We start from the raw sequence: 15,301 nt of genomic DNA, 5'->3' as shown, positions 1-15,301 counted from the left end.
TGTAGGTTACATTTTAGATAATTTTTAAATTTGCTTTTGTGCTTGATAATTCGAACTTTGCAATAACTTCCTACTAAGGCATTTAGCTTCAGTATTGTGGATAACCTTGTCTAAATTTTTTTAATTTCTGATATAAATATATATAAATAATTATTGAGTTATGAGGTGGGTCGGCCTAAGCCATTTGGCCTATGACTAGTTTTAGAAAGGTGAGATTTTATACGCGTTATTTAGACTACTTCTTAGTATGACGGCTTTATGTCGGGTTTGGATGACGGGTTAGGGTCGGCCTAGTTTTGGACGGTGTTAGCCTTGTTATAGAAAAGGCTTAAAAATGGAATAATTACTGTTAAACTTATCTAAGTTTCTTCACTTAAATCAGAATAATCTACAAAATTCTTCAATTAAACATTGTAATAGGTTATAAGAAACTGTCAATCTAGTTTCTTGTTATTGCATGGTCGAACCTGAAACTACTTATTTGACTCTAGCCGCGACTCTGGCCGTAACTCTAGCCGTTAAGTTTCTATGGGAGCTTTGCGGAGGTCTCATCTTTTAGCAAAGTATTAAATGCTACTAATTACCCTAGTAATATTATGATGTCCATTTATCCGAATTATTCCATAGCTTAGGTGTCGGGTTTTGACTAGTGAGAGCAGCGGCAATTGGGGATAGAAAAGATTGTATATCTGCTACAATCTCATGAAATTGAGTTGGTATATGTTCTTGGTTAAGTCGCTTTGTAAAAGCTGTCCATTGAATTTGCTTGGATTGGATAAATTGCTCTGTAAAAAGTTCATCTTTAGTTGGTAAAGTAGTACCGCGATTTTTAAACGTTAGGCGAATAGCTTCAGCAAGCTCAGTCCCTGTAAAATTAAATTGCCGAGATAACATCCAAATATCATAAAAATCTTTCATCCGACTATTAAGGATACCTAACTTAATCATCGCTTCAAACTTTTCAGCAATAGCTGTTTCACGGCTATAAGTTAAAAGTTTAGGCGCAGGGAGATCTAAAAGGGTGGGCATTGTTGCTTTTTCAGGAATGGGATAAACGATATCGCCAAAACCAATATCTATTTGCATATGAATCTTAGCCGTTTCTAAATTACCTTTAAACAGCACTCGGATACCTTGATAGTCGGCATCTTCTTTAATGCGTTCAGTTGTAAGTGATGTTATATCAAAAACTAGCCCATCGGTTATCACATCAAGTGAAAGTATTTCCTTCATTTGCTGAAAAATATTGGCTTCTTCATTACTTGTTTTCCCTAGCATATCAATATCCATCGTTGGCCTTGATATGGGTGCATTCCATATCCTTAGCATCAAGGCACCTTTTAATATAAATTGATCTTTGTAGGGAGATAGCGATAAACGATAGAGGAATCGCTCCATTGCATAATATTGTAGGATTTCAATAAATGGTCTTTGATGAGCTTTAGAGTAATTTAATAAGCGTTGTCGAATCGATGCAGCAACATTTTGTGGTGGCTTCATATAATCGTTTCCAGGTAAGGCGCCATAACCTTTTCAACTCTACAAAGTTCGGCGTATTTAAGGAGCGCCTGTAGATTAAATTGTTTTCGGGCGCGGTAAAATTTTAGTGCTTCTAGTACTATATCCATGCCGATTTTATTTCTATATTTAAAACAGTCAGCAATCGTTTTTTCAGCAGAATAGATTTTCACCACGACCTCATCAATATTATGTTCTTCTATCCCTGCATGGTAAGCGCTTTTGGAAAAACGGTGATTTTGTATAGGAGGGTAAGAGAGGTTAGGAAGATAAGCTCCTCTAGGTACAGCTATAGAAATAAAATGTGGTATTTGTGTTGTTAGATCGTGATAAGACAGAGCTGATGTAAGGCAAATAACTGCGTTAGGAAAGCGAAGACTTACTGTAGCCAGATCTTGGTTACTTAGTGGTGGAAGGTTAGTGAGTCGGTATACGCCTCTGCTAATTTGCTCTATCTTTCCTTTATCTCTTAGAGAATAGAGCATATAACGCGTTATACCGTTTTTTAGTGCGTCGCTCATTCTAAGTTGTCCGCCGTATTGCCGAAAAACGGCCTCCGGATCTTTATTAGCCATAATCAGACAAATCCTCACCATTTATTTATAACTGGTGAGATTATGTCTGATTTATAAGAAATGTACAAACACAGGAGAAGCTGTTTATCTATCTTTAGGTTTAATTAGCATATAATAAATTGTTACCTGATTTCCCGGTATGAATAGGAATAATATTATCTTGTAATATGCTTTCAATAAACGTGGCCCAGCGATCCAATGCCTCTTTTCTTTGTGGTAACATTTCATTTTTATTGTAGGTGGCCATGATCTTAGGCATTTTATGACCCAAGCATTTTTCTATAACTACTGGATCAATATGCAGGGCTTCGCCAAGTTGAGTTGCAAAGGTGCGGCGAAGATCATGTGCTGTCCAGTGAGGAATGCCTACTCTAGATTGAATCCTAATTACAGCTCTTGGCATGGCTTTATCTGATAAAGGACTACGCTCATCAACACCTGTAATGACATAATCTGAGTCACTGTATTCTTGAAGTTCTAATAAGACCTTTTTGGTCATTTCACTTAAATGAATGCGCATTGTGATATTAGTTTTAGTATGCTCAGCAGGAATAGTCCATAAGGAATTTTCAAAATCAAACTCTGACCATTTAGCTACTCTGATTTCACCCGTACGTACGCCGGTAAGCAGGATGATTTTTAGAGCGCTTCTAATTTGGATGGAAGTATCGTGCTCTTCACTTTCTAAAAATTGCCATAGGGTTTTAATTTCGTCGAGTGATAAATACCGCTCTCTTGCTTTCTCTAATCCGCCAATGTCTCGTGAACGAATGCTCATGGCAGGATTATTCATCATCTCGCCGCGACTTACGGCATAATTAAAGGCTTGCTTAAGTGTGCTTAAAACTTTATTGGCATGAATAGGTGCACCACGGTCTACAATTTTATCTAATGCTTGGGTGATTTCTCTAGTCTTTAAAGTTTCAAGCTTTTTATCACCAAGAAGAGGGATAATATCTGCTTTGATGAGTTGCCAGATTTGTTGGGGCTGAGCACGATGTTTTTCAATATAGCTCTTGTACCAGTTTAGCATTAAATTTTTTATGGTTTGCTGCTCTTTTTGTTTTGCTTCTTCAAGATGGTCTTTAGGGTTAATAGCACCATGGCGCATATCACTTAAATCAATAAAGCGCTTCTTAGCCTCTGATAAGCTCATAGCCGGGTAATAGCCTAGAGTGATGAAATGCCGTTGCCCATTTATTTTGTAGCGATATATCCATATTTTAAGTCCTTTAGGCGTAACTCGAATTCCAAACCCGCCATCTTTAAATTCTTCGTAACGTACAGAACGAGGTTTTAGTGCTTTGATATAAGCATCCGTAAAATGTCTTTCCATTTTTATTACTCAAAAATTAGGTGTACTTCTGGGTGTACTTTGCCATGATCTGACATGATATCATTTGCTACTGTTTGACGTATAGTAAAGAAATAAAATGATTAAAATACAAAGGGTTATTGAAATATTTGCTACTAAATGATCTTGTTTGCAACAGGCCAATTTTAGAATGGGGTGCTAGTGGTCGAAGGTTCAAATCCTTCCGTCCCGACCAAAAAAATCCTTTTAAAATTAGCAAATTAAACAGTAATATCTAAATTTTTTTATTCGACAATTTCTTTTTAAGTACACTTATAGGTACACTTTTTATAAATAAAATAATAATCTGGGTTATTTCAACAATTTGGATTATTTAATTTTAGTGTTTTTTGGGGCTTCCTCATTTACGTAGGGCATTGTTAATCATCCGCAGTGGGCCTTAACACGGGTTTTGTAATTTTAAACATTTCTAAAGCCATAAGCACGTCGCTGAAATGACCCAATCAATCCCTTACAGCACTTTATAAAGATAAAGCTAAATTAATTATTTAGAACAGTTTAGAAAATCAACCTAGGTTATAAAGAAGGCTTTGTGCTTTTTAAGACAATAAAACCTATGCTTCCTGCCATTAAAGAACCAAGTACAACACCAATTTTTACCATAGGCATTAGGTCTAAATCAGTATTTAGGTAGGCTAATGAGCCAATAAATAAGCTCATAGTGAAACCTACCCCACAAATTAGCGCAATGCCATAGACTTGCCTAAGGTTAATATTATCTTTTTTAAGAAGCTTTTTAAATTTAACAAAATAGCCTAATGACAAAAAGATACCGATTTGCTTACCAACAAACAAGCCTAATGCTATCCCAAGAACAATAGGATGCATAAACATCGACCTATCAAGACCAATAAAGCTAATTCCTGCATTAGCAAAAGCAAATAAAGGCAAAATTAAGAAAACAATCCAAGGATGCAGACTATTCTCAAGACGAGTTAACATAGATCTTTTTCCATCGTCAGGAATTGTCATGGCAATGATAATTCCTGCTAATGTTGCATGAACGCCTGATTTTAAAACAGCAATCCATAGCGCAACACCAACAACCATAAATAAGGAGATACGACGGTTTTTAAAATAATTTAGGCTTACTAAAATTAAAGTGAAGAAAAGAGCAAAAGATAGTGATAATAAGGATAATTTTTTCGTATAAAAAATAGCAATGATAACAATTGCTGCAATATCATCAAAAATAGCAATGGCTGTAAGTAGAATTTTTAATGAAAGCGGTACACGAGAGCCTAATAAAGAAACGATCCCTAAAGTGAACGCAATATCCGTGGCCGTAGGTATAGCCCACCCATTTAAAAAGATCGGGTTATGTGCATTAAAGTAAGCAAAGATAGCAGCAGGTAGTAATAATCCACTTAATGCTGTGATAACAGGGACAATGAGATTACGTTTATCACTTAACACGCCTCGCCTAATTTCTCGTTTAATCTCAAGGCCGATTAACATAAAATAAATAGCCATTAAGCCATCATTAATCCATAACAGCATAGGCTTTTTAATAAAGAAAGTTCCTATACTTACGGTCCCTTTAACTTGCAATACATGCTCATATATAGATTGAAGTGGTGAGTTAGCAATTAAAATTGCTATGACCGCAGCAATAAAAAGTAAAATTCCACCTAATGTTTCTAAATTATAAAATGATTTTGATTGGGACATAAGTTTATTAGTTAGAAATAATAATTAGTGTACTAGCTGATTAGACGGGTTAATAGCAATTTCATAATAAAGCATTCTTCAGTGGTTCGACTCTATCTTTGGCTACTATTAAATTCGTTTTAAATCAAGCAGACTTGAAGTCTGCCGTTTAATACATTGGAGATGTTAGGAAGCATCTTTCTCACTATTTAAAATAGTTTTCTCAATCCATTGTTCTACTTCATCGCTATCGATCATTGCATTTTATTTGATTGGTGCTTTGCTCAATAATTTTGGGAACAAAGTTATTATTTTATCGTTAACCTTACTAACTTTAATAAGTTTTTTTAGTACGCTTTTATATTTTCTCAAAACAAAATATGGCTTGAAAAATAATTTAGCAGTAACACATTAAATAACCATTCCCTCTAGCAGGCTTACCGTTTTCTCAAGAGGGTTGATTTCAGCTAAGCAGCTGTATGGCATAACCCACATAGGGTCTGAATGCCCGAAATCCATATTAACCACTACAGAAATTTGTGGTAATTCATATTCATTAAAAACCTCTAAGATGACGTTAGCATAATCGTTAAATTGTGATGCCAGAATAGTTGAACCGCCTGGTTTACTAAATAAAATACCTGCAAGTTTAGCTAGCACACCTTGGGCAGCTAAATTTCTTAAAAACCGTTTCAAAAATAAAGAAGATACGCCTTCTTCTGAGGTTTCCAGAAAGAGAATACATCCTTCCCAAATATTTAATGAAGGCCAGATATCAGTGGCGTTAATAAACTGTAGAACCTCAACGCAACCTCCTAATAATCGGCCTTGAACAATCTTGTCAGTGCACCCAATAAATTCCCATTTAATTGCAGGCTCAAGTTTTCTCTGAATAGCTTGATTTGAAGGATATTGCCAATTTAAGTGTTCCTTAGTCCACCCTGAGGGCTCAGGAATTCGGCCTATTTTAGCTGTCGAAAAAAAACTCTGCTTAATGGCGCTAATTGTATAATCATGCATTTTTACATTCTCAGCAAATCCTGTCATTACAGCCGTGCCGTAAAAACTAGCAATACCAGCTTTTAAACAAATAAAATGCAAGACAGTACTGTCTGAATAACCTAAAACAACTTTTGGATTTTTGCGAATAATTTCAAAATCAATGTAAGGTAATAATCGTATTGCATCATCTCCACCGATACTTGAAAAGATTGCTTTAATCGCAGGGTCTAAAAAGGCTTGCATTAAATCTTCGGCACGTGCTTTAGGATTACGGTAAACCCAGTCAGGATCCTTTAAGGCATGAGGCATTTCAATCACTTTAAGCCCAAAAATAGATTCAAGTCGTTGCTTGCCCACCTCATACCGATAAGGATAAGCTCCTGGGCCACCCCAGGAAGCACTAATTACAGCAACTTTATCTCCAGGATTAAGTTTTTTAGGAAGGATTAACTGCTGCATGTGTAAGATCCTTTATCAGTTGAGTAATAGGGCAAGGATAATGATTGTCGCCTTAAGTCTAGAATATGTCATAAAATAGGAGAGGTGGATTGCGCTTTATTATATATCAAATTTCTATTGCTTCACATTGAGTCCGAATATGCAATATCCTAATAAACGCGAATATTAAAATTATTGAATCGAATAACTGGATCAATATACCATGGCGGATACTGTTGGATACCGATCGCAACCTATTTATTGATTAATAACCATCTTGTTAATCTAGCTTGACCTCGGGTGGTAACTATCCCTTTTGTCTTTAAGTGATTTAAGTTCTCACGAATGGTGCTTTCAGCAAGCAACACTGGTAACTTTTTCCTAATTTCTTTTAGAGACATCTCTTCTGCATTCTTTAAAAGAGAGATAATTTCCATTTGACGTTGAGTTAAATTCATCGTTGGTTCTAGAGAGATTCCTGTATTCATTGTTTCCTTAAAACTGAAAATAACTGAAAAACCGTGATAACTATCAGTAAACTCAGGTTCGGGAGTATTATTTTTTCTGCAGTACTCTATCATTCGAGTAGTGCCTGTGCCCCATTTTTCTATCCAGCCTCTTTTATAAAATACATCTGCAATTAATTCATTGCGTGGATATGAATTATGCGGTTCTTTAAGTTGTTCTATTTTGATTTCAGGAAGTAATCCGCCTGGATTCCATAGTTCTAAACGATCATCGTAAATTGCGAAACTGGTTGTTGCTGCGCGAACACTATAATCTTTATGGCAAATGGCGGTTGGCAAAATGATGGGCAAGGGTGATGAGTTGAAAAGCATTTCCTCTTTCCCATTGATTATCAATAAATCCTTCTATTTTAGTGCGTCCTCTAAATCGAGCCATTTTTATTTCGCAGCAAGTAGCCTGGGAGGAGGGCGTAGCCTGTATCCCAGGTTTTCAATGAGTTTTCGAAGTCAAGAACTGCTATTTAGGTTATTAGATAAAAATTGGGGAGGTGCTTCCATGAGACGAGTTTGTTAAGTAGTTGGCGTTAAAGGTAAACCTGGGAGGAAGGCGCAGCCCTTTTCCCAGGCTACACCGACTGACTTAATTTCGATATTAATACTGTACTAATTCACGCAACACGGCAGTTGCATAAGAGCCTGCAGGTAGAGTAAAGGATAATTCAGCACTATTATTTAGAAAGCTATATTCAAGGTTTTGCAAGCTAAGAATATTAGCGCGCCAAGCCTCTTCTAGGCCATGTTCTGCTAAGCTTGTTAACCAAGGCTGCCATTCTTTATACACGTCATTTATTAGTATTAGGGCATCATGTTTAACTTTGTTTTTAGTTTTACCTGGTAAGGGGCTAGCAGGTGAGAGATCTTTTTCTTGTACGCGCTTAATAATATTTTCTTCTACATTCTCGATAGTAAAAATACTGTTTGACCCACTTAATTGCATCACATCACCATTAATAGGTACATTCCAATTGTTTTGGCTAACACGCCTTGAAAGAATTAAATTATAAAGCCATGAACGTGCGGCTGAGTAATACATTCCCTTTAGGAATCTGTCCTTAACCTTACGTCCTTCAATTAACATTGCATGCGCTTTAGCCACATTTCCACCATCACGACCAAAACGTTGCTCGCCAAAATAATTAGGCACTCCTGTTAATTTTATTTGTTCAATACGCTGCCTAAACAGCGTTTCATTAGTTAGGTTTCTTAGTTTGATTTTAAAATGATTGCCTGCTAAAAATCCTGGCTTTAACTTTTTGTTATGGCGAGTAAGTGCTAATATTTTCCATCCAGAGTCTTGTAACGTTTCAATACCAGAAATTACTTCACCAGGCGCATGAATACTTAACCATTGAATAGCAACAGCTTGACGATCTTTTAAGCCTGCGTAGCTGATCGCTTTAACTGGTTTATTAATTAAGCGACTTAACGATTTAACGACTTCCTCAGTTGTTAACCCATGCTTTTCAATTTTAATTAAAATATGTTCACCTTCACCACTAAACTCTCCAGCATAAATTTCGGTCACTTGGAAATCTTCTGGTTTAAATTTAAATAAAGCCGTGGACTCAGGCTTACCATAAGCATAAGACCAATTTAATGAATACATACAAACAACTCCCAATATGAAAAGGGTATATACCCTTTTTGATTTGTTTGAGCAAGAAGAAAAAGGAAATATCGGGCGAAGTGCCCATAGCCGTCAGGCTAAGCAATAAAAGAATTAACTAATGTATTGAATTATTAATTAAAAAAGCTAGAGTCCCCTTTTAAATTTTTTCCTCGGCAGGAAACAAAAAAGGGACAAATTAGGAACGTGGAAATCTAGATTTATAAAAGTTATTTCCTATATGATGATTAATCTTTCTCCGGCTTAGGTATAATCTCAAATGGATTAGGAATGGATGTATTACGTTCTTGAGTTGAGGCACTTGTTAAACCTTGTTGTTCAACTTGTTTGACAAGATTATTGAATTCTTTAAGACTCTCAAGACCTTGTTCCTGCTTAAGACTACCAAACGGCTCTTTGCGAATATCTTGTTGTACTTGCTCTCTTATAGAGTCTGCACTACCTTCATAGAGCGTACCTGTGCCTATTGAAAGTTTATAATTGTCTTGAAGTGACAATTCACCCCCTACATCAGCAACACCGGCGCAACAAAAGTCACACATTTCTTCTGCCTTACGTTTATAAAAATCTTTTTCTTGTTTTTGACCACGGAAAGCAAGAATAGGTGGAAAGTTATTAAGGAGTTGCTCTCTTTGCTGCTCAACTGTATCTTCTTTTTCCTCTTTATCAATGCACTCCTCTTTAAAGTCCTTTACTAAAGAAGAATCAGGCGTACCTGGTTTTAGGTTTTGAAAAAGTATCATCGTTTTTAGCTCTGGCGTCATAGCTATTCCTTAATTAACATGAATTCAATATTATTTTTATTTAAGGAGTTGAAAGAGCGTCCTTCTATATCAAATTTGTTGAGCTCTTTACTTAGCAAAATTGATTTAAAGCCCTTAACATATAATTTAGTAAAGATTTACTGTCTTGTCGATCATTTGCTAGAGCGTTTTCCTGCACTCGAAAAATCATAAGCTAACGGTTTATTTTCTCTCTAGATAAGTAATGTGATTTGACTTAGGCCTTTAAGTGAACCAGTAAGTAGCCTGGTAGGAGGGCGTAGCCCATATCCTAAGTTTTCAATGGATTTTTTGAAGTCAAGAATTGCTATTTGGGTTATTAGATAAGAATTGGGAGTGCCTCCATGGGAAGAGAGTTTGGTGAGTAGTTGGTGTTAAAGGTAAACCTGGGATACGGGCGCAGCCCTTCTCCCAGGCTACGCGGGCTAATAAATTACTAAAAATCTAATTAATCTAGAAGTTATGTGCAATAAAAACACATTAATTTAAAAAACTAACCCGTAGTCCTGCCTATTCTTTAGATTAATCATAATTCTATTCTGTTTAGCTGCATAATTACCAAGGACTTGCTACACTAAAATTTCAAAGGATTGAAAAATATTGCTATGACATTACTGCGAAAGATATGTAGCATTATATGTCTTTTACTTATTTCAGCTGTAGTTGTCAGTCAGCTTAAAAACTTTGGGCAAGCTAAAAAAGCTGCCCGAATACTTTTTGCATTTCATCGGGAAACACTCTATTGCCATTGTCGTTTTGATGCGCGCCTGCAAGTTGATTTAAAAAGCTGCAATATGCAATCAGCAGCTAAATTTAAGCGAGCGCACCGAGTTGAGTGGGAACATATGATGCCTGCCGAGAATTTCGGCCATCAGTTTAATTGCTGGCGTGAACTACTATGCAAGAAGCGAAACGGTAAACTCTATAGAGGCCGGGCTTGCTGCGAGCGTATTGATCCTAAGTTTAGACAAGCCGAAGCTGAGCTTTATAACCTATGGCCTGCAGTAGGCTTAGTTAACCAAGCTCGCTCAAATTATCGCTATAGTATGTTAGATACTCATACCACTTTTTATGGGTGTCCTATTACAATTGATTCGTTTACTAGGCGCGTAGAGCCAGCTGATTATGCTAAAGGGATTGTGGCAAGAGCAAATTTATTTATGTCGTATAAATATAATATTCGGTTAAGTGAAGAACAACGTACATTATTTTTAACTTGGAATAAACAATTCCCACCTACTGATATAGAGATACAATGGGCTCAAGCAGTTGCAAAAATAGAAGGCTATGAGAATCCTTATATCTTCAACAGAGAAGATGATTATTTAAATTTAATTAATGAAATCCCCACTTTTCTTAAATCACATAATAATTTGTTTAACATACTACCAGTCTTATTTAAGTAAGCGTGCCTGGGAGGAAGGCGTAGCCCGTATCCCAGGTTTTCAATAAATTTTTTGAAGTCAGAAACTGCTATTTGGTTATTAAATAAGAATTGGGCAAGGCTTCCATGCGAAGAGTTTTGTGAGTAGCTGGTGTTAAAGGTAAACCTGGGATACGGGCTGTGCCCTTCTCCCAGGCTACGCTTGCTAGGCTATGGCGGCTTATTGGCTTTATTTGATGTGCATTTTTTAACAATATTTGTTAATAGTTAATCTTTCCTTAAGTTTTAAATGCTATATTTTTATACAAGAAAACTATTTGTGGCTCAATCATGTATCAATATGAAGTTATTAATTATATTAAAGAAGATATCGCCGAGTTAATTAAATTAGTTAGAGCCAAGCAAAAGAGTGCTCTTGATCGCCCTTCTTCTCCAGAAAATTTGGCAAATTTGGCTCTCACGGTCACATCATGGGCACAGCGATTAGATAAGTATACCGATATACCCGATGAAATCGTGTTATCAAACTTTGACGCATTATTTGCAAGACTTGAATTTGAGATTGAACAAATTGCTGCTAGCCAATCTATCACATGGGTTGCACCAACTAGAAAGACTTCTCTAAAAGAGCAGATTGATTGCTTTAATTCTGCAATAAAAGACCTATTTCCAAAAATAAATGATAAGACAAAGACAACAAGTGATGAGCCAGTAAAAGAATCTCGAGTTAAAAGAATTATTAAATTCGATGACAAGGGTAACGGCTTTGTAGCAGCTGTAGAAAAGAAAAAACCCCCAAAGAGAAAGAATGAGGTTACTACTGCACCTAGTACAGCAAACGAGAAAGCGGAAGCAACTAACGAAATTGACCAAAACTTAGCTCATTTAGCTACAAATATGGAAGCTGAGCTTAAGCAAAAATTTAGCAAGCTTACTACGCTTGAAGAAGCTCTTGAGCTACACAGTTCTCTTAAAGAATTTGATAATGATATACTTACGTCTCCTAAAATATTAGCAGATTTAACTATTAGACAAGAAATTAAGAGATTTAATGAATTGATTAAGGATGCAGATAAAATCCTAAACGAATGGAAAAAATTTAATTCTAATCAAACGTCTAATAGCCTTAATAATGAACGACTAGAAGTTTTGGCTGACTTTAATAAAAAAATCAACCTATTACATAATGAAATAAAATTGGCAAAGGTTGAAATTATATCTCGCGCTGAAAATCTTCTTAATTCACCTCGTTCTCTTGAACAAATTAAAGCAGAACATGACAATGCAATAGAGAATTTTAAAGCTAATTTAAAAATTTTCTTTGAAAAAATTGAAAAGCTAGACTCAGATAATAAGGTAGTCAAAAATATCGCAGAAAATTTTATAAGAGATTTTACTGAAAAATTATCTAAAGAGCCGTCCTTTAATAAAGAACAGGTTAAGGCCTTACGGCACTCTCTTTTAAGTAAAATTGGTATAGTAGAGAATGAGAGCATGCTGTCTAACATGTCATCACTACTATCTTTTGGGCAAAGAACTTCATTTAATTTATCTAATTTAGTCCTCAATTTTCCTACGGATGATACTGAGGCTTTGTCACGTCACGTCAAATCTCTTTACGATCTTACAGAGTACCTTGAAGATTTTGAACTTTCAAAGTCAAAAGATTCAGACCTAGTGGATCAAAACCCTAGAATAGAAAGAGAAATTAATGGTCTTATGGATAGGCTTAATTTTGGTTTACACCGATTAGAAGTAATTAGTGAGTTATTTGCCCCTCAAGCGAATAATAGCAATTACGTAGCTATTATGAGACAAGTATCTGAACGTAGGGAACAGTTAATTCAAATTAAGAGCGAGTTGGAAGAAGTTTACCAGACTTATAAGAGCGAGTTAGAGTTAGCTAGAAAGGAAAATTCAGTTACTTCTGTAAGCTCTTTGAAAGAAATTGTTCAACTACAGAAAGAAGTATTAGAGAAACTTAGTGCATTGAAGGTTAGAAGAAATAATTTAACTAAAACTGCTTCTTTTGAAAATATAAAAAAGGCATATTTAGAAGCAAAAAATGAGCTAGTTGAAGGATATAAACTAGCTATTGATGATCTATTAAGTAAAACTTTGGAGGCAGTAGAAGAAGAACTATATGACACTTCTCTATTTGTAGATTTAATAATGCATGAAGTTGATGAGAAAGTTAAAGAATTTCTTGCTTCTGATAAACTCGTAAATTTACCTGCTTTAGAAGCGCAGCTGGGAGAAGATTTATTAAAGCGCAGAGCGAAAGTAAACAATAAACGATATGAACTACAAGAGCAATCAATACAAAAGCAGTATCAAGAGGTAAACCAATATGCATCGCAATTAAAAGAGTTAGCCGCACAAGTTAGGCAATTTCCTGAAAGCCTACAAGATGAAACAGTGAAAGAAGCAAGGCTACTTGTAAAAGAATTGTCTAAAATTAATTCTCTAATACAAGACGGTTACCGATTTTATCAAAAATATAAGCAACAACAAATTAGTACTGAAGATAAAGTTTTAGAGCAGAAAAAAGTTTTGGATAGGTTTAAACCAGCATTAAAGAAACTATCAGAAACTGATAATATATCTAATAAACTTAGTGATTTAACCGAAAAACTTAAAGAATTACACAGTCAAGCAGCTAAGCAGCAACAAGAGAAAATTGTTGCTTTAGAAGATACTTTAATGTCTAACTCTCCAGATATGCACACACCTAAAGATAGCACCAGTAGGCAAAACGCACCTTTAACCAGCCTTACTGCTGAGGCTTTTTTATTACAAAGTGCTATATCAAAACAGCAATTCGAAGAAAATAATAAAGCAATAGCAGATAAATACAGGGAAATTTCTCAAGCTCTGGATAAAAGTAAGCAAGATTTAGAGGTTAATCTTGGTCGGTTTCCGGATTATTCGAAAGAACCTAGCGTGCGTGCAGCTCGTTCACATGTAAATTTACTATCCTTAGCAAGAAGAGACCTCGATGCTATTTTTAAGTCTCGACCTACATGGTCTATAAACAGCTCTACTCTTAAACATGATGAGATAGTCAATCAACAGCAAGAAATTTTATCGAAACAAGATGAAATTTTGACTGAATTTAAAGCTATAAATGAAAGGCAAGATAGTAAGTATAGCCTCGAGCTTACAGCGTTATACGACAAGGAGAAAGAAGAAAAAGAAACTTTAGTTGCACAATTTAATAATGAGGTTAGTCAAGCTGAAAGCCTTTTAGAATTGTATGAGGGTGAGAAAAAAGAAAACTTTCAATCAACCCTAGATGGACTTCAAGTAGCCGTTAAAGAATTACAATCGAAGAGAATGCACATAAATAGCTTTACAAAAGGCATGGCTTCCACACTAGAAGATGTAAAATTTCTGTTTAAGCAGATCAAATGGGCAATAGAAGACTCTAAAAAGGCTGAGCTAGAGCAAATTCAACAGAGCATACTGAAAGTCCAGGCAGCTCAAGAGGAGGCATATGCGGATTTAGATAGGCTGCAGGACAACAAGTATTTAAAAGACTCATTAGACGAAATTAATACCTCTACAAGTGAGCTTGGGCGCGCTATTTCTACATTCAAACAGAAAAGTTCAGTGGAAGACCTTTCTGAGGCACTGAGTGATATAAACCTTAAAATAACTGCAGTTAATACTGCTCTAGAAAATGAACAGAAAGTTAGGGATAAGTTTTTAAGTAAAGAACACAAAGCTTGTGTTAAAATTTTAAAAGTTATTGAACAAGAATATAGTCGAATTTTAAATAAACGTTATCTTAAGAGCTCTGGTGAAGAGGCGGCAACAATAGGGCCCATGATGACCTTATTTGTAGATGCTAATAAAGACAAAAAGTCTTCAGAGCATTTACGAGATAATCAATATGAAGCACAGCGTAGCGCGATTGATCCCCGTCTGTCTAAGTTAGCAAAGATATATAGTGAATTTTCAGCTATAAATGATAGTTATTTTGAAAATCATTCAGAAAATGCCACTCAAACATATAGAGAAGCATTAAATAATACAATTCAATCGCTACAACGCAATGAATTGCATGATATCTCTGAAAATAAGCGCCCTTGGTATGCTAAGCTCATACGAGCAATAACTAGTGTATTTAAAAGTAACGTAGAAGCACCTGCACCTGCCAATAATGGGGCGCACGTTTCCTCAAATCGCTATGCGTTCAGCACAACATTAGGGGCATGTAAAACAGAAGAGCGTTTAGTCGATCAATTTAATGATGCGAATAAAATGCTAAATGATGAAGAGTTACCGCCCGCCCCTGCGTTTTAGTAGTAAACGAGATTTGGGCTAAATGAAGTACAACTAACAAACAATCTGTAGGCTGAGCGATGTTTAGTTCAGCCTACCTTGATAAATCTGCTTACCTTATTAATTTAAACATTCA

General features: G+C 35.6%; 10 protein-coding genes. 2 read left to right on the top strand and 8 right to left on the bottom strand.

The features are described 5' to 3' along the window. Window positions 1-594: 594 nt before the first annotated feature. From DYE47_RS12625 to DYE47_RS12590, 8 genes are all read right to left on the bottom strand, one after another. Window positions 595-1,500: a nucleotidyl transferase AbiEii/AbiGii toxin family protein gene (locus DYE47_RS12625; RefSeq protein WP_115303669.1), complete on the bottom strand. Its 906-nt coding sequence runs from the start codon at window positions 1,498-1,500 to the stop codon at window positions 595-597. Continuing rightward, the gene (locus DYE47_RS12620) at window positions 1,497-2,093 is read right to left on the bottom strand and encodes a type IV toxin-antitoxin system AbiEi family antitoxin domain-containing protein (RefSeq protein ID WP_115303667.1); all 597 of its coding nucleotides are present in this window, start codon (window positions 2,091-2,093) and stop codon (window positions 1,497-1,499) included. Before DYE47_RS12620 ends, DYE47_RS12625 begins: the two co-directional genes overlap by 4 nt. Before the next feature lie 100 nt (window positions 2,094-2,193). Continuing rightward, window positions 2,194-3,429: a tyrosine-type recombinase/integrase gene (locus tag DYE47_RS12615; RefSeq protein ID WP_115303665.1), complete on the bottom strand. Its 1,236-nt coding sequence runs from the start codon at window positions 3,427-3,429 to the stop codon at window positions 2,194-2,196. 555 nt (window positions 3,430-3,984) lie between these two features. After that, on the bottom strand, window positions 3,985-5,139 hold the full coding sequence (gene nhaA / locus DYE47_RS12610) for a Na+/H+ antiporter NhaA (protein ID WP_115303663.1): 1,155 nt from the start codon (window positions 5,137-5,139) through the stop codon (window positions 3,985-3,987). 390 nt (window positions 5,140-5,529) lie between these two features. Continuing rightward, window positions 5,530-6,579, bottom strand: a complete 1,050-nt coding sequence (locus DYE47_RS12605; protein WP_115303661.1) for a S66 family peptidase — start codon at window positions 6,577-6,579, stop codon at window positions 5,530-5,532. A gap of 233 nt (window positions 6,580-6,812) precedes the next feature. Beyond that, complete coding sequence (locus DYE47_RS12600; RefSeq protein WP_147285933.1) at window positions 6,813-7,421, bottom strand: ATP-binding protein; 609 nt, start codon at window positions 7,419-7,421, stop codon at window positions 6,813-6,815. Window positions 7,422-7,677: 256 nt separating this feature from the next. After that, entirely contained in the window at window positions 7,678-8,691 is a 1,014-nt protein-coding gene (gene truD / locus DYE47_RS12595; RefSeq protein ID WP_115303657.1) for a tRNA pseudouridine(13) synthase TruD, read from the bottom strand. 248 nt (window positions 8,692-8,939) lie between these two features. Beyond that, entirely contained in the window at window positions 8,940-9,476 is a 537-nt protein-coding gene (locus DYE47_RS12590) for a hypothetical protein (RefSeq protein WP_115303656.1), read from the bottom strand. A gap of 623 nt (window positions 9,477-10,099) precedes the next feature. Here DYE47_RS12590 and DYE47_RS12585 point away from each other — a divergent pair. Both DYE47_RS12585 and DYE47_RS12580 read left to right on the top strand, forming a co-directional pair. After that, window positions 10,100-10,900, top strand: a complete 801-nt coding sequence (locus DYE47_RS12585; protein WP_115303655.1) for an endonuclease — start codon at window positions 10,100-10,102, stop codon at window positions 10,898-10,900. A 308-nt stretch (window positions 10,901-11,208) separates the two neighbouring features. Further along, a complete protein-coding gene (locus DYE47_RS12580) occupies window positions 11,209-15,186 on the top strand; it encodes a coiled-coil domain-containing protein (protein ID WP_115303654.1) in 3,978 nt (1,325 codons plus the stop codon). Window positions 15,187-15,301: the final 115 nt, after the last annotated feature.

Source organism: Legionella beliardensis, from assembly GCF_900452395.1.
GTDB lineage: Bacteria > Pseudomonadota > Gammaproteobacteria > Legionellales > Legionellaceae > Legionella_C > Legionella_C beliardensis.
Note: the sequence above shows the minus strand (reverse complement) of the source record. Positions and strands in the feature narration are given on the sequence as shown.